Source organism: Oligoflexia bacterium (genome assembly GCA_034439615.1).
Classification (GTDB): Bacteria; Bdellovibrionota; Bdellovibrionia; order JABDDW01; family JABDDW01; genus JAWXAT01.
Map to the genome: position 1 here is coordinate 1 of JAWXAT010000056.1, position 23,918 is coordinate 23,918.

18 protein-coding genes and 1 tRNA gene are annotated in these 23,918 nt (G+C 38.4%); 14 read left to right on the plus strand and 5 right to left on the minus strand.

The window, feature by feature from the left end:
* A partial coding sequence (locus SGI74_13355; GenBank protein ID MDZ4678479.1) for a hypothetical protein occupies positions 1-3,727 on the minus strand: 3,727 nt, incomplete at its 3' end.
* 235 nt (positions 3,728-3,962) lie between these two features.
* On the opposite strand from SGI74_13355, the gene SGI74_13360 reads away from it, so the two are divergent.
* Positions 3,963-6,560 (plus strand): GAF domain-containing protein, encoded by a 2,598-nt coding sequence (locus tag SGI74_13360; GenBank protein ID MDZ4678480.1) that lies wholly within the window; start codon positions 3,963-3,965, stop codon positions 6,558-6,560.
* A 68-nt stretch (positions 6,561-6,628) separates the two neighbouring features.
* Here the strand turns inward: SGI74_13360 and SGI74_13365 are convergent, their stop codons facing one another.
* On the minus strand, positions 6,629-7,423 hold the full coding sequence (locus tag SGI74_13365) for an efflux RND transporter periplasmic adaptor subunit (GenBank protein ID MDZ4678481.1): 795 nt from the start codon (positions 7,421-7,423) through the stop codon (positions 6,629-6,631).
* Positions 7,424-7,438: 15 nt separating this feature from the next.
* Positions 7,439-9,514 carry an HlyD family efflux transporter periplasmic adaptor subunit gene (locus tag SGI74_13370; GenBank protein ID MDZ4678482.1) on the minus strand — a complete coding sequence of 692 codons (2,076 nt, stop codon included), beginning with the start codon at positions 9,512-9,514 and terminating at the stop codon, positions 7,439-7,441.
* Between the two features lie 210 nt (positions 9,515-9,724).
* Between SGI74_13370 and SGI74_13375 the strand changes: the two genes are divergently transcribed.
* The 6 genes from SGI74_13375 to SGI74_13400 all read left to right on the plus strand — a co-directional run bounded on the left by SGI74_13375 (position 9,725) and on the right by SGI74_13400 (position 16,070).
* On the plus strand, positions 9,725-11,161 hold the full coding sequence (locus SGI74_13375; protein MDZ4678483.1) for a TolC family protein: 1,437 nt from the start codon (positions 9,725-9,727) through the stop codon (positions 11,159-11,161).
* Between the two features lie 93 nt (positions 11,162-11,254).
* A complete protein-coding gene (locus tag SGI74_13380) occupies positions 11,255-13,051 on the plus strand; it encodes a hypothetical protein (protein MDZ4678484.1) in 1,797 nt (598 codons plus the stop codon).
* Positions 13,052-13,070: 19 nt separating this feature from the next.
* Positions 13,071-13,535 (plus strand): GNAT family N-acetyltransferase, encoded by a 465-nt coding sequence (locus SGI74_13385; protein ID MDZ4678485.1) that lies wholly within the window; start codon positions 13,071-13,073, stop codon positions 13,533-13,535.
* A 141-nt stretch (positions 13,536-13,676) separates the two neighbouring features.
* Complete coding sequence (locus SGI74_13390) at positions 13,677-14,573, plus strand: class I SAM-dependent methyltransferase (protein MDZ4678486.1); 897 nt, start codon at positions 13,677-13,679, stop codon at positions 14,571-14,573.
* A gap of 18 nt (positions 14,574-14,591) precedes the next feature.
* Positions 14,592-15,743, plus strand: a complete 1,152-nt coding sequence (locus tag SGI74_13395) for a glycosyltransferase (protein ID MDZ4678487.1) — start codon at positions 14,592-14,594, stop codon at positions 15,741-15,743.
* A 6-nt stretch (positions 15,744-15,749) separates the two neighbouring features.
* Positions 15,750-16,070 carry a nuclear transport factor 2 family protein gene (locus SGI74_13400; GenBank protein MDZ4678488.1) on the plus strand — a complete coding sequence of 107 codons (321 nt, stop codon included), beginning with the start codon at positions 15,750-15,752 and terminating at the stop codon, positions 16,068-16,070.
* Between the two features lie 143 nt (positions 16,071-16,213).
* On the opposite strand, the gene SGI74_13405 is transcribed toward SGI74_13400, so the two are convergent.
* Positions 16,214-17,653, minus strand: coding sequence for a radical SAM protein (locus SGI74_13405; protein MDZ4678489.1), 1,440 nt, complete (start codon positions 17,651-17,653; stop codon positions 16,214-16,216).
* 351 nt (positions 17,654-18,004) lie between these two features.
* Here SGI74_13405 and SGI74_13410 point away from each other — a divergent pair, with 351 nt between their 5' ends.
* From SGI74_13410 to SGI74_13430, 5 genes are read left to right on the plus strand one after another with little or no spacing between them, the layout of a single operon-like run.
* Complete coding sequence (locus SGI74_13410) at positions 18,005-18,754, plus strand: hypothetical protein (GenBank protein ID MDZ4678490.1); 750 nt, start codon at positions 18,005-18,007, stop codon at positions 18,752-18,754.
* Positions 18,735-19,505 (plus strand): MotA/TolQ/ExbB proton channel family protein, encoded by a 771-nt coding sequence (locus tag SGI74_13415; protein MDZ4678491.1) that lies wholly within the window; start codon positions 18,735-18,737, stop codon positions 19,503-19,505. The genes SGI74_13410 and SGI74_13415 overlap by 20 nt, the downstream gene beginning before the upstream one ends.
* The gene (locus tag SGI74_13420; GenBank protein ID MDZ4678492.1) at positions 19,502-20,101 is read left to right on the plus strand and encodes a flagellar motor protein MotB; all 600 of its coding nucleotides are present in this window, start codon (positions 19,502-19,504) and stop codon (positions 20,099-20,101) included. Before SGI74_13415 ends, SGI74_13420 begins: the two co-directional genes overlap by 4 nt.
* An 8-nt stretch (positions 20,102-20,109) precedes the next feature.
* Positions 20,110-21,639 carry a hypothetical protein gene (locus tag SGI74_13425; GenBank protein MDZ4678493.1) on the plus strand — a complete coding sequence of 510 codons (1,530 nt, stop codon included), beginning with the start codon at positions 20,110-20,112 and terminating at the stop codon, positions 21,637-21,639.
* Positions 21,636-22,208 (plus strand): hypothetical protein, encoded by a 573-nt coding sequence (locus SGI74_13430; GenBank protein ID MDZ4678494.1) that lies wholly within the window; start codon positions 21,636-21,638, stop codon positions 22,206-22,208. Before SGI74_13425 ends, SGI74_13430 begins: the two co-directional genes overlap by 4 nt.
* A gap of 77 nt (positions 22,209-22,285) precedes the next feature.
* Here the strand turns inward: SGI74_13430 and SGI74_13435 are convergent.
* Positions 22,286-22,361 (minus strand) — tRNA-Ala (locus SGI74_13435).
* Between the two features lie 123 nt (positions 22,362-22,484).
* Between SGI74_13435 and SGI74_13440 the strand changes: the two genes are divergently transcribed.
* On the plus strand, positions 22,485-23,018 hold the full coding sequence (locus SGI74_13440) for a hypothetical protein (GenBank protein MDZ4678495.1): 534 nt from the start codon (positions 22,485-22,487) through the stop codon (positions 23,016-23,018).
* Between the two features lie 130 nt (positions 23,019-23,148).
* On the plus strand, positions 23,149-23,904 hold the full coding sequence (locus SGI74_13445) for an outer membrane beta-barrel protein (GenBank protein ID MDZ4678496.1): 756 nt from the start codon (positions 23,149-23,151) through the stop codon (positions 23,902-23,904).
* Positions 23,905-23,918 lie beyond the last annotated feature (14 nt).

Consider the following 23,918-nt stretch of genomic DNA (forward strand, 5'->3'; position numbering starts at 1 on the left):
ACACTGTCATTGTTCCGTTATCATTGAGTGTTATTTCTTCTGGAATTTGCTGTGCAAATGCTTCGTTCATTACTTCAACAGGCATTGTTACTACACCTGATTCAGTATTCACACTCATATCTGTTGGAGGTGTAATGGTAACTGAACCCTCTGCATCTGTGCTGGCGAAATCAACATTCTGAAAAGTTGCAGATTCATTAACCGCAGATGCTGTTGCCGTTGATTCAATATTTGGATTAACAGTTGTAGAACTTGCAGAATCAGCAGAACTCGAAGCTGTCGGCGTCGACGATGGTGTCGGCGTACTGGTATCCGCTGCAGGCGTTGCACTTGCAAAACTTGGCGTACTTACAGTTCCTGCACTGGCTCCTGGAATACTAAATCTTCCAGTTGATGAATAAAGATGACGATCGGGACGCGAACTAAAATCTGATCGCGTATGATGTCCGTTATCACGAAGATTGTATCGTGAACTTGTTTGACTTTGTTCAGTTTGAGAATAGTTATTTGAACTTACAAAATTAGCTGAAGGTGCAGGAACCGTAAAACTTCCATTGCTGTGATACTGAGTACCTGCAGGCAATGTTACAGTTAGATGCCCTGATGGTTGTACTTGAAGCATTGGTGGTAAAATTTGATTAACAACATTATTTTCAAGACGAACATTACCAGTCGTTGCATCAAAAGACATACCGGGTTGCAAAACTACTATGACCGTACCATTCTCAGTTATTCCAGCTTGAATTCCAGAGGGAATTTCATAGAGGTGCACAGATCCAGGAGGCATTTGAATTGTATTTGTTGCCGCATCAAAAACTGTTCCCTCAGGAGTCGCGATAGACGCACTTCCATCAATATTTAAAGTTAAATTTTCAGGAATAAGTTCTGCAAACTCTGCATTAACAGTTGCTAGTGGTATTGTTGCAGTACCCGCTTCTGGGTCAACGACTACTTCTGCCGGCGGCTCAACTGTTATTGAACCAGCAGCATCGCTTGTGATCCATTCTGGTCCATTGAGAACGTAGTCTGGTTCTGGTGAATTTATAAAATCAGCATCTGCTGTTGGTATCGTAAAACTACCATCGCTATAAAATTGCGTAGTCGCAGGCATATCTACAAGAACTTGTCCGTCAGTAGTCACATAAACACTAGGAGGAACAAATTCATTGACCCAATAGTTATCTACTTGAATGGTTCCAGTGTTTGCATCAAAGGTCATTCCATCCGGTAAATACGCAGTAGCTGTGCCATCGGGGTTTAAATAAACCTCTACTTGAGAAGGTAATTCACTAATATTTATAGACGCTGCTGAAAAAGTAAGTGCATTTTCATTTGCGTCAAAAGTTGTACCCTGAGGAACAACTATCTCCATAGTGCCATCATCTTTAAATTCTACTTCGCCTAGAATTTGATCAGAAAATTCTGCTGACAAAACCTCAACAGACATCGTTACAATTCCAGTTTCAGCATTAACCTGAACACCTTGAAGTGGTTCAACAGTTACAGCACCATTAGCTTCAACAGTAACCCACTCTGGTCCGTTGACTGCATAATCTGGTTGAGGCTCTTCTAAAAATGTTGAAGATTCAGCTGAGATAATAAAACTTCCATCTGATTTAATTTCAGTATCACTTGGCAACGCAACCATAACTGAACCATCAGTTTGTACTTCAACTTGTGTGGGAATAAGTTCGTTTGTCCAGTAGTTATCAACTTCGATAACGCCAGTGTCTTCATTAAATGTCATTCCATTTTGCAAGTAGGCTGTGATTGTTCCATCTTCATTAAGTACTGGAGCAACTGCTTCTGGAACTTCTGCCATGTGCACACTTTCAGCAGGCAATGTAATAGAATTTTCTTCTTGGTTGAAAACTGATCCCTCAGGAACAGCAACAAGCATTGTTCCCTCATCACTTAAAGTTATATTTTCAGGTAGCGGTAATTGTTCTGGAACTGCTGAAGCTGAAAATTGCAACTGGCCATTTACAACTTCAACACCTTGAGGAGGCGTAACGGTGTATGAACCGTCTCCATTTGCAATTGCAAAGCTTGAATCATGTACATAATCAGGAGCAGAGATGTCTAAAAAAGTATTATACTCAGCAGCGATTGTTAATTCTTTACCATCTGCAGAAACTTGTGTCTCAGGAGGTAATTCCACGGCAACTGAACCATTGGGTTGAATCACAACCGCATCTGGTACAACTTCATTTGCCCAGTAATTATCAAGAGTCACTGTACTAGCTGCAGCATCATACGACATACCATCCGGCAATGTTACAGTAACACTTCCGTCGGGTGCTGTAATTGCAACAACACCTTGAGGAATTTCACCAAGTTTTATTTCTTCAGGTGGAATCGTCAATGCATTTGTCTCAGAATCATATGTTGTTCCTTCAGGAACTTTTACATCCATTGAGCCATCATTGTTAATTGTGACATTTTCTGGGAGTGCGAGCAGTCCGTCTACTCCTGCGTGAGGAACAACGGCAATGCCCTCATCAACAACAACTGCTGACGGAACTTCTAAACTTACTGAACCATCAGCATTTGCTGTTGCGAAATCTAGTTCAGATAATGATTCAGGTACTGGTGTATCAAGGTAGCCAAGAGATTCTGCTGGAATCACTAACTCACCTGAGTCTAAAACAACAGTTTCAGGTGGCAGAGTTACATCAACTGAACCATCGTCTTGAATTTCAACATATGAAGGCGCAATTTCATTTGCTAACTCATTATTGATAACCAAAGTATTTGACTGGGCATCAACAGTTACGCCATCAAACGGATACACAACACTTGTGGATCCATCAGGATTAACAAATGCATTAAATTCTACGGGAATCTGTTCAATCTTTACTGTATCGGGTGGAAGAATAACCGTATTTGATTCAGCTAAGATTTGTGTTCCTTCAGGAAGATCAACTTTTAATGAACCATCTTCTTGAATTTGTACAGCTTCAGGAAGTGGCAAAAAATCATTTGCTGCATCTACCGGGAAATTTGCAATACCTTCGTCTATAGTCATTCCCTCAGGTGGTTGAAGTTGAACACTTCCATTATCTAATGGTGTTGCCCACTCAGACTCTTTCCAAGACTGCACTTCTTGATCAACATAATCTTGACCACTTGTATCACTGATTGAATCTGCAGATTGATTAAGTCCCTGTGCTGCGGTTGCAACAGAGGGTTCTTGTGAATTGTTTTCAGGTGACGTAGCTACAGCTGTATCAACTTGTGAAAGTGTTTTTGCTGCAGATTTATCTGATTCTGTATCATCGGATGTTGAACCTGTATCAACTTTTTTATCAAAAAAATCTTTGGAGTGATCTTTGAATTGCCCTTTGTGTTCACCTTGATTATCGCGATCGCCACCATGTTGATGTGCGCCACCTTGGCCATGTTGCCCGCGCTGACTGTTATCATTTTTATCCCGTGAATCGTTGTCTTGCCCGTGTTGATTAGCACCACTGTGATCAAGCTTATCTATTTTTTGACCATCTAATGAAGTCTCAACAACTTTACCATGCTTTTGCGAACGATCATCATCATCACCCATGTCTTGCGCAGCACCTGGGTCAACAAGACCGCTGACCATACTGGGTGCAATTCGGTCTTCAAGTTTTACGACTTGTAGTTTGCGCACTGTCTTTTTCTTTTTTGCGGGTGAAGCTTTTGGTTCTTCTTTTTGACGACGATCTTTTTTCGAGCTGCTGGATTTTGACATTGTTGGGCCTTTCAATATGTTTATATTTTAAAAGTGATCACTAGAACTGTTTCGACATCATACTGAATTTCTTAATATATACCGCGCAGTAATCATGCATTTTAATTTTTAAAAAATAATTTAGATTTTTTTTCAATACGAAGGACTAGTCTACTTAACAATAATAGCGCTAATTACCATCAACGAATTTCAATTAAATGTCGATGAACTATCTATAGAGGAGTATTTTTTTAAAATGGCGTTATCGCTGAAGAAAAGAAATTTGAAGGTCGCGGGTTCTACTGAAGAAAATGCAACTGATGCAAAAGGCACTGATGCGGTAACTCAGCTTCAAACACAAGATGAATCACCTCAGCAAAATTCAATAGAGCCAACACATCAATCAGAGCCCCTTGAAGAGGGAATCGCAAATAAAAAAATACAAACTCTTCACCGCCTCAATCTTCTCTATCAAGAAAACAATATTGATATAGAAAAACTGATGCAAAAACTTTTAGTCCTTGTCGTTGAAAATATGGATGCTCAAGGCGGCTCACTATGGGTTTATAATAAAGAAAAAAATAATGTTACTTGTAAAGCAGCCACCGGCCCTGGCAGTGAAGGAGTTCTTAATGTTTCAATACAATCAGGAAAAGGAATTGTAGGTTGGGTGGCAGAACACCATAAACCCACAATCAGTAATGACACCGGCCAAGATCGACGTTTCAGCAGTAAGACGGATAATCAAACACACCATACCACGCAATCAATTCTAGCGAGCCCCTTAATATGTCGAGGTGAACTCGTAGGTGTTATTGAAATTGTTAATAAAACTAAAGGTGAAGCAGAATTTAACGAACAAGATCAAAACTTTCTTTTTGATATTTGCGTACCAGCAGCGATGCACATCATGAGCTCTATAGTCATGAAAAGACAAGATGACCTCATTAGAAAGCTTGATGTTTTACACGGACTTCAAGAGTTATTTGGTTCCACAATGGAGTATGAAAAACTTGTAAATCTGGTACTTCAAAAAGCTGTTGAATTATTAGAAACAGTTGCAGCCTCGGTGTGGCTCCTCGATGAAGCAGCTGAGAATGTTGTGTGCCTAACAGCTGAAGGGCCAACAAAAGATAAAGTTATTAAACTCGCAGTTAAAAAAGGCGATGGAATAGTAGGATGGGTTGTAGAAAATAAACAATCTTCGTTGGTAGAAGATTGTTCAAAAGACCCTCGGTTTTTAGCTTCTCTAGATGAAAAAACAAAATTCGTTACAGAGTCTATGGTATGCGTTCCTCTTACTGCAAAGGGTGAATGCATTGGCGCTATTCAACTTATTAATAAACGCACAAAAGGACAACTTTTTTCACAAGATGATCTTGAGTTCGCAGAAGTCTTTGCAGCCAATGCTGCAATGTTTATAAAAAATGCAAGTCTCTATGCTTCAGAAAAAAAGGCCAAAGAACTTTCTGCGCTTATTACAATTAGTAAAGAAATCACCGCCACTTTAGATATCAATGCTGTTTTAATGTCGATTGTAAATCTATCAGCCGACGTGATACCATATGATCAAGCAGCCATTTCACTTTTTCACCCCATCGAACAAAAATTTATCGTTAAAGCCATTAAGGGTTTAGAGTCCGTTGATCAAGATTTACCAGAAACACAAAGTTTAAATCGTATTCATAATTTGGTAGCTCAAGGCAAAGGTGAAGTTACTATTAATAGCCTAAAAGAGTACACAGACACTGCTGAATTTCAATCACCAGAAATGAATGGATACTTCAACAGCCAAAATCTCCAATCTTTTTGGGCTTACGCACTTAAAGATGACCAGGGCATTGTTGGTGTTTTGACTATGCAATCCAAAAAAATCAATATGATCTCTGCAAATAAAAAAGAATTACTTTCTCTACTTGTAAGTCAATGTACCGTTGCCTTACGTAATGCAGAGCTCTACACAACGATTCCAAATGCTAAGGTTTTTGAATCTCTCAAATCTGGCTTGCTTAAAAAATTCTTAATGTTTCGACAATGGCCAATTAGAAAGCAATGGCATTTTGTAGCAGCTGTAGCTGTGGTACTTTTATCTTTAGTATTTTTAAAAGTCCCATATCATGTATCAGCAAATCTTGAAGTGGTTCCAGTCTCTACAACATATTACTCAGAAGCCAATGGCATTATTGGTTCAATTTCAGTTAACGAAGGTGCGCGCGTTAAAGCAGGTGATCTTTTAATGCAACTTAATGTTTCTGACTTGATTATTCAAAAGGCAAGTAAAGAAAGTACCCGCTCAAAAGTTAAGTCTGAGATGATTAAACTTTTAGTCGAAGAAAACATCGCCGAATTTAAAATTAAAGAAAATGAAAAAATATCTATGGATTATGAAATTGAACGCTTGACCCTGCAAATTAAAAATGCCGAAGTTCGCGCCCAACACCCAGGCGTTGTAGTTACTGAGAAGCTGGGCGAACTCTTAGGCAAGCCAGTATCTTATGGTGATGAGCTCATCAGAATTGCACGCTCTGATGCAATTTATATAGAATTTGAAGTACCAGAAGAAGAAGTGGTTAATATACAGCCAGACCAAGAAGTTAAATTCAAAGTTTACGGCTTACCTGGTGTTAGCTTTTATAAAGGCTTAAAACTCGCCTCCGTTGGTGGAGAAGGAGTTCAATTAAATGAGGCTGATAAAAACAAGTACTTCATAGCACGAGCACAAGTAAAGAATGTTGAAAAAACTCAGCTACGCCCAGGCATGACAGGCCGTGGTCAAATTTATGCCGACAAGCAATCATTAGGATTTGTGATCTTCAATAAACCATTTCGCTTTTTATCAATGAAGTTCTTCTAAGCTCATTTGGCAATTAAATTTATTTGAAAAATATGAAATTGATTTATTTAGCCGTTATCGATTCAATCTTAAAATTCAAGATTTGCAATCATTCCGGGCTTTAGAAGATAGGTGCCATCTTCTGACTTTTTGACATTGCTGGCATCAAGCTTTACACGAACCGTTTCACTAGGCGAATCAATGACGGGACTTACGAAAGTTACAACTGCTTTGAATTTCACATCTTTTAACTCATCAACAGTAAACGTTAGTTCACTTCCCGTTTTAATTTTAATCGCATCAACTGATGAGATATAGGCCACCATAACGAGCTCGCCAATTTGTACAATTTGAAATGCGCGATCACCGGCTTGAGTTGTTTCACCGGCCTCAATATAGCGACGTGTGATCACACCATCAATGGGAGCGGCGATATGTGTATTGATTAAATTTATGTCACGAATTTCTAAAGCTGTTTTTTTGCTGTGATATGTATCTTCTTTTAGTCTTATCTCCTCACGAGATACGTATTTTTTAAGGCGTCTAGTTTTAACAAGGTCATCACTAGCTGTTTTAAATTCCATTGATGCAAGCTCACGCTCAGCGCGCGGTTGTTTATCATCAATAACAGCCAACTCTTGACCTACTTTTACTTCACCCCCCTCATCAACACCAACGCTTTTAATCTCACCAGAAGCTTTTGCTTTCACAAAAATTTCTTTTTTACCAAAGATAAGGGCCGTCGCTTTTGATTTCATTTTAATTTGTGGAACTGATACAGACTCAGGGACATGAGGTTCCAAGACTTTAGCTTCGGGCTCAGTGTACGCCACTGCTATGCCTGTGAAGAATGTCAGAATGTAGAAAATCCATTGCAAAGACATATTTATCTACTTACCTCAGTAAAAAAGATCTAATCTAAAAAACAGCATAAATTTTCGCACAACATAGCGAGCGACTGATACAGACTTTGTACCAACCTCAGCTACACCTGTCATACCCGGTCGCAAATCACCGGGATTCCTAAATAAGATTTCGGCACTATACTGCTTAGCTTTAGGATTTATTGTGTCAGGCCGACTAAGTGTACGAATACGAGCCACTTGCCCTACGTAAGTCTTGAAGGGCGAACTCAAAACCTTAAATTCAACAGTATCATTTTCAGCAACAAATCGAACTTGATCTTCTGGAATTTCAATCACAGCTTTTAGTTGCGCTACTCCATTAACTCGACAGAGCTCATCACCCGCTTTTATAAACGTATTGAGTTTTCGAATGATGTCATTACATGAAATAACGCCCTCTTCTTTTACTCCTTCAAATGTCAGTTTAAGTGCATTCACTTGGCGATCAAGTTCTTTGAATTCTGCCTGCTTGGCCACCATTTCACTTTCTAAGCCTGATTTATGAGTAAGATCATCACGCATCGCTTGTTTTACTCGAATTGACATTTTATCAACTGCTAAACTTTGAATAACGCGATCATAATGAAGCGAAGTATTTTCTAATTCTGCAACTACCTGCCCTGGTTTTACAACATACCCGTCATCAACTAATAATTTTCGTAAAAATCCGTCTGAGCCTGCACGAATTACTTGAGTAAACGTTGGCTCTAGTAAACAGTGACCATTGACTGTATAAGAAACAGGAATCAAAAATAGACTTAAAAAAAACAACAAACCGAATGCTGCTATTTTTCTACCTTTAGGACTTTGAAAAAAAACTTTGTGCGAGAGCAAAAATTGAATTAAAAAAACACCAGCTTTTTTCATATGACTCCCAAATAGTTTGTACGCAACCCACATTGAAACAACCACTCCAAAACCAAAATAATTCTCAGTCAAAAATGTTTTAGCTAAGAAAAATAAACCCAACGTCAAACTTGTGACCCACATTAAAGAAAGAACACCATAAGTGAAAAAAATTATTTTCTCTCTTCTTGTTCCTGGAATCTCTTCTGGCTTTTGAAAAAATATATAGCGACTTACAAAGTATTTAACATATGAAAATGACGAATCACGAAGATTTGGAATTTCTAAAAAATCAGCCAACAAATAATAACCATCTAGCTTCACCAACGGGTTGAAGTTAAAAAGTACTGTGGCTGCAGTACAAACACTTACAACTTGAAGACTAAGGGTGTTGAGCAATGTCTGTGGAGGAGAAATAAACCAAATATAAACAAATATTGTCCCCACAGCGAGCTCAATAAAACTCCCCGCCACTGTTACCATGATTTGTTTCCATTTTTGATCAAAGAGCCACGCATCGTTAACATTGCAATAAAGGCAGGGCTGGAAAAACAGCAATAAAACACCAATCTCATGAACTTCCCCACCATAATACTTACAAGTAAGACCATGACCAAGCTCATGAACACCGATGATGGCAAAAATTGTAATCCATAGTAAGAGCCAATTAAATGCCGACATTTCACTAAATGAAAATACCTGCCTAACCCCTTGCTCAAAACCATTCCAATCATAAAATATTAATGAGGCTGCAAGTATCATTGACCCAATTGCTAAGACAAAAAACTTTTTGGTCCAAAAAAATCCAATATGCGGAATAATTTTGTTAAAAAATTTATCAGGGTCTATCACAGGAAATCTTCTGTAAAGCAATGTTCCCTTTTGACTTAACAAACGGCTTTTGCGCATCTCTTTCATTTTTTCAATGAGCATGATATTTTGATCACGCTTGGATGATTCAAGAAGTTTCATCTCTTCGAGTTTTTGTTGATAGTCTTTTAGTGTGCTATGATCGATCTGTAATTTTGATTCCGTAGAATTGTAAGCAACAACCATTTCTTCTAAAGTGCGCGTGCCATCGAATAAAGATATTACCTTCCATTCTTCCTCATCAAAACGGAAGTACTGAGTTTTAAGCGTGTCTTTAATAACAAAGCTTACACGCTCACTCATCACTTGACGTGACACCTTAAGATCTGATCTTAAGGCCGGTGCTTTAGGCACAAGTTTCTCCCAGCGTAGATTCGGTACACATCAACTTATCGACCTAAAAACGGTCACACTCAAGGCCAGAAGTCTGGCTTTACCTCTCATCAGTATCTTGTCTTTAGGCCAATTTCTTTAGACTCGACCAGCAAGGTCATGCAGCAGAAGGGCTTTGTCTTTCATAATATAAAGATGAGGGAAATGTATTTTTTCATAATATGCATAAGTGTGTCATTCGCGACTTCTAATTCTTTTGGATCCTCCCTATCATTACGCCAAGCTCTTATTGAAAGTTTAAAGCACAACCTTAATATTAAAATCAGTAATCTTACTGCTGAAGAAAAAACAGCACTCGTCACAAAAGCTTTGGGTGAATTTGATCTCAACCTTAAACTTAGCTACACACAAGACCACAGTGACACACCCTCATCTTCAAGCCTTGATGGTGTCACTAGTTCGGTAATTAAAAACACCACAACTTACACAGGCGTATTATCTAAAAAAACAATTTGGGGCGGAGAGTTTACTCTCCCCTATGATTACGCAACTTCTAATTCCAATTCTACAAACACTCGCATACCACAAGATCATACAACCTCATTTGGCATCACATTATCACAACCCCTTATCAAACCCTTTTACTTCGGATATTTTTCTCGCAATCATGCGAGCGCAGAATACGATTGGGAAATTGCCCAGCACCAACGATATGAACAGATCATTGATTCATTGGTAAAAACTATGGGTCTTTACCTTGATACTTTAAGAGATTCTGAAGCTCTTTACATTAAAGTAAAAGCAAAAGATTTTTCTGAACAAACACTTGAATTTACAAAAGCTAAACTTCAGCTTGGTAAAGCTTCACATGTCGACAAACTTGTTGCTGAGAGTAAATGGCAAAAAGATTCTGAAGATTTACGTGCCGCGAAGACTTCACTGCAAAATAAAACTGAAGAACTGGTTTTAAATATTTATGGCACTACTGACACACAAATTCAATTAGCACAAAACCTCAAGGCCCTTGAAGTACCGCCACCCAACACCGAAATGGAAGTAGCCATCACTGAAGCCTTAAAAGCTCGTTCAGAATTGAGATCAGCAGAAATTGCTGTTAACAAAGCTGATGCAGCAGCAGGTGCAGCATCGATTGAAAGATTACCTTCAGTCACGGCAGACGGCAAAGTGATCTATAAAGGTTTAGCTTCAAATTTTGATGACTCTCAGTCACAAGTCAAACAAGGGCTACGCCCGTCTTATACAGCGGGTGTTAAAATCGAGCAGCCCCTTTTAATGTATACATCTCGAGGGGAGTATCAATCAAAGTCACTTCAACTTTCACAAGAAGAACTAAAACGACTTCAGATTCGTCGTAATATCACTCTTGAAGTACGTAAACACATGCGCCAACTTCATACAAATTGGTCACGCTTAGAAGTACTCAGAGCCGTTGTCAAAGCTGAGAACTATAAACACGAAGGTCAAATACAACGTTATCAGCTAGGTAAGATTTCACTTTTTGAGTATTACCAAGCCCATCAAGATCTGGTGCAGGCCGAGTTTGAGTTAATAGATGCCCAAACTTCTTATATTAGATCTCTATACTCACATTTTAAGTCTCGAGGTCGCCTTCTCAAAGAACTTGGACTTTCAATTAATTCAAATTAGCAAAAACTCTAGTATTTTTAGCACTCTTGATATTCACTAATAGTGTGCAAAATTCACTTTTCACAATTCAAAGTAACCCTTCAAAGAGGTGTTATGAAGCTTAGACACTTAAGTATGCTTTTGTGCATTTGTTATTCAATTACTGCGGCAACTGACCCTGTGACTCCACCAGATAATTCTCACTTAAGCAATTATACGATCCCTCTTTTTTTTGATTTTGCACAAAATGGAGGTGAATTATCGGGCTATGAATTTCACTATGTCCTTAAGGGTTCTGACGCTATTGAGATAGCGGATATTTCAATAGCAGATAATTCTATTTCGTTTGAACTAAAACAAGATACCAATGATAAAGAATCTTATATTGCTCAGTTCACATGGCCAACAACTTTAATTACACACGGTGATATTGAACTCATACATGAGGCTAAAGCTTTTTATACCCAAAAAGTTCCATTAACATCAGATCAAGTTTCTTTTTCGTCGAAAATAAAATCAGACGAGTTAAAATCATGGCCACAAAATTTTCCATTTAAATTTTGCATGAAGAATTTTGTAGATGAATATAAAAGATCTTTTTGTTCTAAGAATTATATCTTAGTTAACAACAAAGACATTTATGCGATAAAGACTCCATCAGGTTTTAAAAAACAACCTCAAAAAATATTAATCAATGATCAACCCGCAAGCATTCACGGCCCTATTGTTGCCAAAGAAGAAACTAATAAGATTAATTTTAAAGCCTACTCATCAAATGGTGAGGAGTATGAATTCGATACTGCCCCACCCAGTCAATCTCCAGAATATTTTGATGTGATTCAATCTCCTGATCAAAAAACCATTTCTATTCGAGGTAGAGGCACACGCCCCATTGAACCACTAGCTGATAATAACGATCACGACTGGCGCGCCGTCATTGATGCAAACAAACGACATCTTCGCTTTCGAGGCCTTGGCGAATTTTCTTGGCGTCAATCTCTAAAGCCCACACGTGTATTACCAAAAGAAGAGCACCGTATTTTTTTACAAACAAAATCACGTAAGAGCACTTATAGTAGTCAAGTTTTACTTCAAGGGGCATTTCTTAATAAAGAAATCAGCGACATCACATCTCTAGAACACCAAGCCTCAATAACCGCTGATAAAACATTTGATTGGAATTATTCATCTCCCAAAAAAGCTAGTGTTAATCGCGCAAAAATTAAAATTCTAACTAAAAACAAAGAAGAATTTGGCAGCTATTTTGATATTTACAGAGGTTTACCCTATGAGGCGATTTTACGATTTACAGGCCTTAAAACAAGTTCATCTCAAGTATTACTAGCAGGAGAACTAGCAACCAATGCGTGGCTTGAGCAAATTTTCGGTTGGAAAAACTCATGGTTAAGCGTTCAAAGATGGGGCGCATCTGCAAGATATTTTTCAGGCCTAAATACGGCAACAGATAGTTTTGAAAAAGCTGTAAAATTTAACACGCTCAATTTTGATTTGAAATACAACTGGAAACCAGGTGTTTGGAATCATGATCTTATTTACGGAACCCACTTCAGTTATCAAAGTGTCAACTTCACCGCTACTTCAGCTTCAATGCTAGGTCTTGGCGCATATTATGGTATGCTGCTACCGAAATTTATTGATAAATTATTGCCATTTAAGCATCCAAAATGGATCAATGCGCAATTTGACTATTATCTGATGCCCGCAACTTCTGCAGCCACACTGAATAGAAATTTTAATCTCTCGAGTCACTTAAAAATTTATTTCACACCATTTCAATTTATTGAAATGGGGCTTGCCTACCGCTCTTTTGATTTTAAAAATAATGTCACAAAACTATTCACACAAACATCCGTTGGATCAGCATCCCTAGGTTACGGTTTAAACTTTTAATAATAAAAGAGACTCATAAATGTCAGGGCCTGAAATTACTTACCGAAAAGCGAATCTCAGTGATTCTGCGATGATTAAAACATTTCAACTTGCCATGGCATGGGAAACTGAAAAACTAAAGCTTGATGAAGCAATACTCATGCAAGGTGTTTTGGCAGTTTTTAATTCACCAGAATTAGGGCAATACTTTGTGTGCTCGCAAGGCGATAATTTAGTAGGTGTGTTGATGGTTACAAAAGAATGGAGCGACTGGAGAAATGGCAACGTATGGTGGATCCAAAGCGTCTATTTTAAACCAGAATTTCGCGGCAAGGGTTTATTTTCAAAAATGTATTCGTATATCCAGAATTTAGCAAAATCAGACGAATCCGCTCGTGGCATTAGACTTTACGTAGATCACTCAAACAAAAACGCCCAATTAATTTATGCAAAAATTGGAATGAATGGTGATCACTATCGGCTATTTGAATGGATGAAGACATAACCCCCGCCATAATAAACATAATTATATCAAGTATTTATCTATCAAAATTAGAATCAAGTTAAACGATTATAAAAGCAGACTTAAATCGAGAATTATAACTTTAAATTGTCGCAGTCAAACTTCTCTCTCTATAATAAAACAATGGAAAATAACCCAACCAAGATTCAAAGTTCTTTATCTAAAAACCATCTCACATGCCTTTGTGGCGAACTCAATTCAACTCCTTACTATAATGCCGGCGAAATCAGCGAATTATTTAAAGGCTATCAACTTGTCAGTTGTCATTCATGTGGTCTTGTAAGAACTGATCCAAGCCCTATTTCACAAAAGCAAGATGCGGAAAACCTTTACGACGACCCGCTTTATTACGCTCAAGCGATGAATGAAAAAGATTTTTGGATCGGCAAAGCCCGTCTTGTTTTGAAAGACCTCAAAGGAATTTCACCCAATTCAACTTTGTTAGAAGTGGGTTGCGGAACCGGGTGGATTGTTAAAGCGGCCAGTGAACTAGGCTTTAAAGCTAAAGGGATAGATATAAATCGCCATGCCATAGAATTAGGGCGTGAACATTTTAAGATAAACTTGGAAAGAAAATTTTTAAATGAAGTAAAAGAAAAGTTTGACGTTATCGTGGTCAATCATGTGCTTGAACATATTCTTGATCCAAAACAATTTCTAATTGACGCCCATGAACGTTTAAACCTTGGGGGTTATTTATTTTTTGGTCTACCAAACCTCAACGGAGGTATCCCGACTACACTGCGCCTACTTAATAAACTTCCTGCAGGCCCAGGCTCGAATTGGCTTTGGATTGGTTACCAACCCAATCAGCATATATGGCATTTTACTCCCAAGACAATCCGTGATTTTTTAGAACGTGAAGGTTGGCAAGTGACAAAAACTCGCACCAATTTGAATAATGCCTACGCATCTGTACCCGTGACAAAGCTTCGCCACCGCTTTATTCAAAAAATATGGAAGGTCTATGAAAAATTTCATTGGGCCGATGAAATGGGAATTCTTTGTCAAAAAAAATAACCTCATGAGAAATTCTCAATGAAAATATTTGTTCATTCAGCTTCAGATAATTTAACTGACTGGCAATCTCATGGTGAAGGGCTCATCTGCTTTTCAATTCTCAACGGCTTAGCTGAGCGAGGCCACGAAATTCATGCTTATGCCCCCCACTCCGCAGTTAAAGAAAAATCTCAGTCACTTAAAATTTATAATTCCAAAATTAAAACTTCTTTTGGTTTTACTCAATTTTGGCAACGTGGTTATGAAGCCAATCAACTTTTTGATCAACTTTCAAAGACCCATCGATTTGATCTTGTTTGGCGTATGAATCCTTTGGGAAATCACTGCCCGGTTGTCCCAAAGCACGGGCAATTACCTCTAGTTCTCGGCCCCTTTTATTACCCATGGCTTGACAATCAGAAACTAAAATCACGTTTTGGCTTTTCACTTTTTGAATTAGCAAAGCCCCTGGCACTTTGGGGTTGGAAAAACGTTATAGATGAAGCAGATTTCGTTTTCGCAGCCACAAAACCGCACGCGCTCGAAATTAAAAAAACTTATTCAAAAGAAAATGTCGATGAGCTTCCGTTGATTATCAACATCCCAAGTCAGGTGAAAAAATATTCTCTTTCTCCAAATCAGGAGATCTGTCTATCTTTTGTGGGAAATCTCGTTCCCAATAAACGACCTGATGTATTTATCAAAATAATTAAAGCTATACGTGAAAAAGCAATACCGGCTCGTGCCAAGCTGATAGGCAATGGCGTCATGATGCCAGAACTTCGAGAGCTAGCGAAAAAACTTAAAATTGATCAATGGATTGAATTTATGGGGCAAGTTCAAAACGCAGAGGTACCAAAGCTTCTTCAGAGCACAGATATTTTCATCTCAACAGCCATGGGCGAGCCCTATGGCCGCAATATCGTCGAAGCCATGAGTGGAGGTCTTGTTGTAATTTGCCATAAAAGCGGAGGAGCAGCAGACTTTATTCGCCATAATGTTGATGGAATGTTAGTAACAGACTCTGATGAAAATGCATTTGCTCAATGCGTAGAACTTATTCTTAAAAATGAAAGTCTTCCTCAAACTCTAGGCACTAACGCCGCCACCAAATCAAAAAACTGGACAAAAGAAAACGTACTATCAGCTCTAGAAAAAACTCTTACAAATTTGATAGGGCAAGTTAAGTGAATCGAATTGGCACAAGGTCAGTTGGATGCTTATAACAAGCGCAACTTAGAAACTTTTTTAAAGTACTACAGCCCTAATGTCGAAATATTCGATTTTCCGAACGCTCAAGCGCGTGTGACTGGAATTAGTGAAATAAGAAAAATCTACGAAAAGCTTTTTGCAGAAAATCCTGAACTTCATTGTGAGCTTGTAAATCGGATGGCACTTGGGTCTGTTGTTATTGATCATGAGAGTGTAACTGGACTCGTGGGCCGCCCGCCAATCAAAGCCATTGCCATCTATGAAATCAAAGACAATTTAATACAGACTGTTAGATTCATTAAATAAGTTTATTCTAAAAAACATTTTAAATTGACATCATCACCGTCCTTAGAAAAAATAAAAAAATTCGTGATGTCATTAGCACATTTGTTCATTTTGCACTATTAGCGGACGCATGTTTTCTTTACTCGTTGATTTGGTTTCTTCTTTTATAAATGCCCTGTAAAAATCAAAAGCGATATTATTTTTTCACAGAAGTACTCTACAAATTGTTTTGCCATTTTATTTTCATCAGCCGCATTTAAATCAGTTGCCTTTTTTGCATCCAAGTTTTGCCATCTAACCCATTCTTCAGCCATTTCTGATAAGCTTATTTTAGCTTCTCGTGTTAAGAAGCGAATTGCTTTTGAAATGCCAACTACATTCATTGCAGAGATGAGTTGATGGCCATGTTTAAAATCTTCTTGAGATAATGAGGGGCTAGAACGTAAAAAATAAAAAGGTTCTTTATCATAAACTAATTTTAATGCGCCAGCTTTTCGCCATAGTTCTGTGCCGGGCAAAATCATAAGTGGGAATACTACTATCTTATAGGGGTTTAATGATGCTGCAAAATCAATTGAGTTTCTAAACGATTCAAGTGTTTCGCCCGGCAAACCAAAAATGAGTTGAACTTCAATCCTGAGATTAAATTTTGTAAGATTTTGTATGCCGCGAATAAATGGTTCTGTTCTCAGTTTTCTCTCTACAGTTGTTAGTGCATTTTCGTCAGTGGTTTGAAGCCCCACTTCTATAAAAGTAAAATTTGCCTCTGAGAAAAGACTTGCCATTTCTTCGTCAACAAATTCTGCCCAGATCTCTGTGTGAAATTGAACTTTGTTAGTGTTATGCTCAATAATAAAACGTAATATTTCTTTGGCTCGCTCGCCATGCAAATTAAAAATTGGATCCATCAGATATATTTGTGACACATCTTTTTTGAGCCAATATAAAATTTCAGCTTTTACTCGTGTCAGATCAAATCTTCTATTTCGAATTGAATAATCTTTATTGTAAAAACAAAAACTACATTTAAACACACACCCACGCTGTGTTTCTAAACAAATAAACCGCTTATCGAAAGTTCCGTATTTGTCATTGTGTGGAGAAGGGAGAGAGTTTAAATCTGACATAATGATGGCATTCATATTTTCATGTAATTCATCACCATCACGATATGAAATACCTTTCACTAAACTTAAATCATCAGAGCATTTAAAGACCTCAATGATTTCGCTCAACGGAACTTCCCCCTCACTTTTTACTATGGCATCGATGTAGGGGTGCTTTTTTAGAACATCAAGTGAGATGGATCCAACTTCTGGACCACCTAATATTATTTTTAATTCAGGATCTGCTTTTTTAAGAAGACAACTTGCATTCATTAAAGTTTTTATGTTCCAGATATAACAAGATAAACCCACTACCTTGGGTTTTGTTTTTAAAATATCACTGACAAATTCATCAACGGATGTGGCTGGATGGCATTCTAAAATCGAGACGTCTGATTCTAAATGGCCTTTTTTTTCTACCAGATATGCTTTTAAATAGAGAAGTGCTAGTGGAGTAAAATCAGGATTACAGTGAATTGTTGCTAATGTGATTTTCACCGATCTATCTCGATGTGAGCTTTTCAGTGTTGATAAGAGATTTCATAGCCATGATTCATCTTCGCGAGTGTGATATTTCATAGCAAGACTATTTAGTAGCTGAGGCGCGTTAGAGAGTCTTTTTACTCACGAAGATCTTGTTGCGAAATGTTACGAAAATAACCCTCTCAAATTGTTCAAATATCCGCGACTGATATGCGGCCTACGGTGGTGTTTATGTGGTGACAGCAATTATTGTATTTGGTCCTCGCGCATAATTTAATTATGTTCGTGCGCTGCGTGTTAATATTAACTTACCCAAACCTATTTCAGTTTCTTTTTCTTTTGAACACAATCTAGAATGAATGCAACATGGAAAAGTGCCTGTTTGTTCTCGCCATTTTAACTTTTTTGCAATCACCCAATGCCCTGGGCGAATCTGAAACCCAAACCCAAACATGGTTTATTATCAGCGCCCCTCAGAGTGCTCCAACTTGGAAGTTACAAGCCATCAAAGAAACAACTTTAACTTATCTTTCAGATATTAAGTCGATTCATATTCTCGAAAATACCGCGCAGGCAAGTTGTAATGGCCAGACTGAATGTATTTTGAATACAGCTGAATCACAAAGTGTGAGTCTTGTTATCTTTGGCGAACTCATCAGTAACAAACTACTACTTAAAAGCTATGCCTCTCAGAATCATGCTCTCATCCAAGAAACTGAAATACCCCTCGGACAAAATTTAAGTCTTGAGGAGTTTCACCACAAACTCTCACAGTTTACCAAGTCCTTTAGTCAGATTCCAAATAAACCCAACAAAAATCAAAATCAGCCCTGGCCACTTATATTTTTCTTAATTGGTGTTTCGGCCGCAGCAATCGTCATTAAAAGCATAAGTTTAATTATAGATAAGATTTATCCTCTCTTTAAACAAAGAGGTAGAATTGCCCTTGTCACCTTGGGCCTAGCTGTTGGCATTTTACTTGTGAGTGGATTGGTTACCAGTATTAAAAAATCTATCGGGTACCACCCGATTTACTTAAAACGTATAAGTCATTTGAAAAGCGCAATAGAAATACAACGAAATCAGAGGAGAACTCATGGCACAAGCAAGTATTAAATTTCATCCAGGTGGATCCGGTGCGGGTTTAACTGGTCTTCTCGGATGTACCATCTTTTTTGGATTAAGTACCCTTCTCTTTATCACTGAGAATTATTTTGCTTCTTTGTTGTTTGTTTCTTTTGCCCTACTTTTCTACGTGACAGGCCGAGATATTACAAAAGTTATTTTATCTTCATTTACAATCTTTTTCTCGAACAAGCATCTTATTCCAAATGCCAATTATCTTGAAGAGACTGTAAATGCATTAACCGATACCCTTCAATTTACGAGAGACTCAAAAGGTGAAATAAAAGTGGGCCCATTGAATCAGGGTCAAAAAATTACTCTTCCAAATAATCCACTCGTTAACGATATTCAAAAACTTCTCAGTGAAGGCAAAGGTGTTGATTATGTGGAGTATGTGGCTCACTCTTACTACATCGAATGTCATGAGCTCTATGATTTTACCAGCGCTAACCTCGATTTTGCAGCAGTATCGATGCCGATTTTTGGTCTCATCGGTACAATTATCGGTCTTATATCGATGTTCGATAATCTAGGAAGTGTAATCACCATTGAGGCTTTATCACCTCAATTGGCTATGGCCCTAAAGACCACTCTTTACGGCGCATTTTTCTCAGCAGTTTACAAAATTATGGGTTCACGTTTTGAAAGACGCATCAGAACTCTTGATTATGATTACGAAACATTTTTCCGTGCTATTGAAGTACTTTTAGAAAACAAAGTCGAAATCGAGATCGGAAAATGAAAGTATACTCAAAAGCCTCACGCATCAGAAAAAGCAGTGAGACTTGGCAGGTAGTCTATATTGATCTTATGACTAATATGATGGTGATTTTCATCATTCTTTGGGCCTTGAATCAAGTAAAGCCACAGAAAGCCTCGAGCAGAATAGGTGATACCACTAGCCATATGGTTAACTTAGCAGGAGATGTTATTTTTGCGCCTAAGAGATCTTCTCTTTCTACAGAGGGAATATCCATTTTCAAAAACCTCTTTGGCAAAACAGATGATAACCCTGTGCTTAATTTCAACACTGGTGAATTTACTAAGCGCTATCTTGTTATCCACGGTCACACTGATGGTGATGGTGATAAAGACAAGAATTTTCAACTAGGATTCGACAGGGCGTTAGAAACCTATCATCAAATGAGACTCTATAACAACGAGGCCTCAGATCATGTAATTCTTTGTTCTCATGCTGACAACTCACCTCTTCAAGAAATCAACTCGTCGAAGTCCGCTCCGACTCGATTTTCGCCTGTGGAATTACGAGCCATCAAGGCTAAAAATCGCCGCATCACCATCGAAGATAAAATCGACAGCCGAGTACAAATTCAGTGAAGATGACTATGAAGACCTCATCACTTTTGTTTTTTATAACTGTACTTACCCTTGCCTCGTTTCATCAGGGGCGACTTGATATTAAATACTTATTAGATTTATCAACACAGACAACACTGTTTATCGGTTTTCTCACAACTTTCATGGGATTTGGCCTCATCGTGCTTTTTGATTTAGACAAGCCTAACAACTCTTATATTCGTAGTACTCTTTCTTTTTTTCTTTGTTTTAATATAAGCCTCATCTGTTTCAACAATCACACGACGACACTTCTGCTTGCGGCACCACAAAAACTTACTCACGGTGGACCCTACTGCCAAACAGAAAGTAAATTAGTTGCAAAAAAAAATGACAAAGTGGCGCCCGGTTGCGGACTCATCAAGCGCGCCTTTGATTTAGGACTTACTAAAGACATGGGTTCTTGTGGCGACAACATTAATCAAGAAGCGCTCACTATCTGCGAATTACAACAACCTGACGAACCTTGGTTACACTTTTCAGCTCGTCGCTTCAACGAATTTATGAGCGGCACCGGCAGCAACTGGTTGCGCTTTAGCTTTTGGAACAAAACTTTCGACATTTTTTTAGAGCAAGTAGCCCATACCCGATTTCTCTTAGGGAATATTGGTCATGTTGTTGAAGGATCTCCAAAAGCCTCACATCATATATTCACCAATCTCCCCGCACCAGAAGGTAGTGATAATGATAATTGCTTAAGCGCTTACCGCGAACTTTCTTATGCAGTGAAAACAAATCTTCGCGACAAAGATATCAACAGTCGCATTCTCGAGCATATTTATGGGCAAATGCTATTTGATCCGCACTTTGAAACAGCAGTTGGTTTTTGTAAAGAATATGCCATACACTGGGATTCTCCCATTGACAGCTGCGCTCGTCTTGCTCAACAGCCAGAGGTTTTTTTAAAATCTCAAGGTATCGATCAACAGATTATAACTGTTTTTAATCGCGCCGCCGAGAGACTTGATTCCCTCAGGTTGAAAGTAAGTATCAAATCAATCGTGAGCGGTGAAAGACCTCTACCTCCTCCTCCGAAGTCTGGTATTTCCTCTACAGACAGAAGACCAACTGCCTACCCCAAAGAAGAATCAGTGATGAGCTTTCAATGTTTTATAAAATCCGAAGCAGGCAGTAAATCAGCAACAGACAAAGCTCAAGATTTTCCTTTTCGACTTTATAAACACAAATTTATAGCTAAAGAGACTAGATTTATTCCCGAAATAGATCCTCATAAAACACAAGTTGTGATGTACAGGTTACTAGCTCAAATGTTAGCTGAAGATTTTCATTACAATAACCCTATCGTTGCCGATAAAGTGGAGGTCGATCCACTTTTTTTTGATAAAACCAAATATCCACTTATGAGCCTTGAGCTACTTAAATACACAGATATTTTCATTGGCAACGATTGGCTTCATGATCGTGCGGATTTACTTGAGGTGTATCCGTACTATCATCATCTAAACTATTTCATTGATCAATTTCGCGAAGAATACAGTACTCAAAGGACGCGATTATGAGACTGGCTATAATAATTGCCTTTTTTGCATGTACTGTACAAGGCGCTCAAAACTACACACAAACCGCTAGAGAGTCTTTTCTTAACCAATCCCTTGAGGCTTTTAGCAAAGCAACTTTAAAAAATACTCAAGATCTCTTGGCGGTTCTTGATTTCAACGAGAAACAAAAATGTCGCTCTTTTTTTGGATCCACGACTTTGAAGTGTCTTCAAAAAGTAGCTGAAAGCTATTGTCAGACTGGCACGCCTGATTGTCGTTTAATTTGGGATTTAGCTGCTACCAATAAAATTAATGAAAACTCATTCACTACGCGTGAAGAAAGATTTCATATTTCTGAAAACACGGACAACTACCCTGTGGCCCTAGCAAAAGCCCTACGACTTAAATACGCACAACTCACCACAAGATTTCTTTTAGCTACAAAAAAAACATGTAACGAAAATGACAACTCTTGTTTAGCTCAACAGATTAATCAGTACTGTACTAAGAATGCTGACAATTTGAGATTGCCATGGCAGGCCTGTACTTCAGCTATTATTTGGTATCGAGGGATAAGCGCTGCAAAATAAACAAGGAATTCGATTCGAAAACGTCTCATCCTTGGGTATGACGCTAAGCTAACGAAAAAGGTACCGGGTACCGGAAATGGTGGAGCTGATCGGGATTGAACCGACGACCTCTTGCATGCCATGCAAGCGCTCTCCCAGCTGAGCTACAGCCCCACATTTGTGAGAGAACTGTTTCTAACCCTGATGCTGCGCGTTGAGCAAGTAAAAACTCACTTGAGAAATTACGGGTTTAGGTACGATACTATTGTTATCAAACTTTGACAGAGGACACACATCATGAATTGCAGAGAAAATAAATTCATCAAAATCCTAATCATCATTATGGCAATTAGTTTTAGCACCACCTCACAAGCCAAAGACATGACAAGCAGATTAGGCATTGGTTACTCTGATTCCTTTAGCGTAAGTACACTACCAAGTATTGCTGTTAAATATTATCCATCACAAGATCTTGCCCTTTCTGCTGCCTTGGGAATCGACACCAACTCAACAAACTCAGCCACAGGCAATTCAAATTTTGGGGCAGGCGTTAAACTTTATAAAACAATTTTTCCAGAAGACAATATGAACTTCTACATGGGCGCAGGCGCAGGCCTTGTTAGTATCAGCCCCACTGCAGGCGGTTCAGGCACAACAAATTCTGGTTTTGAAATGAGTGGTTTTTTTGGAGCTGAATTTTTTATTCCAGGCATTGATAGTTTGGGGATCAATTTTCAAGCTGGCATTGGGGTGACATCTCTTTCAACGGGAGTTCGTTTTCGAACAATCGGAGAACACCCTCTCAAAGCTGGGATGTACTTTTACTTCTAAAAACTACCGTCTAATTAAGCGACATCTGCCAAAGGGCTAGTCGTAGGTCGTGTCTTAAAGTGGTCTTTGGTCCTTTCCTCTTGGCTTTTGGTTTGCTTTATTAAAGGATTAATAAAGGGGGTTTAATCATTTGCGCGCTTTAGTTCATTCATTCATCATAGCCATTCTTCTGCAAGCCCCACAGGCTTTTGCTCAAGGAGATTTCGTTCAAGATCAACCCTCTTCACAGGGTGAAGGTGGTGATACAAATTTTGATCCTTTCAGTGACTATGCCGAATTTGAAGAAGGAAGCGAAGAAGAAGCCGATGTTAACTTTTTTCATAATGGCCGCTTTTTCACATTAGGAATTTTAGCAGGGCATCAATCATTCACAGATGTTTTAGGTGAACTTTATAAACCCACATTCACATACGGTGTTTTTGTCAGCTATTTCTTTGATCTGCGTTTTGCCCTTCAAGCAGGTTATATCACAGCGGATCACCCCTTAAGTATTCTCGATGGCCGTACTCAACGAGAATACAAAGGAAAAGTAGGGCTTTCTCGAATGCAATTTGATTTTAAGTATTATCTCAACACACAAAATGTGACTCGAGGCCTTGCGGCATTAAATCCGTATTTACTAGTGGGTGTTGCAAACTACTCACGCACTTACACGTTTGAAGGTGTGAGTGGCTACGTTCGTGATGCGTGTTGGGGTGTTCAAGGTGGTGCGGGTATTGAAATCCCCGTCTTACATAACAAGATGTTCTTTGGAGCTCAGTTCACTTATCACTATATAAGTTTTCCTGATAAAGGAGCGCCCATTGTCATCAATGGCAATCAATCAAATATTACACCCACAGGAGATGCTCTGAATATTTTAGGAATCATTGGGGCAAATTTTTAAACCAGGATTTTTTA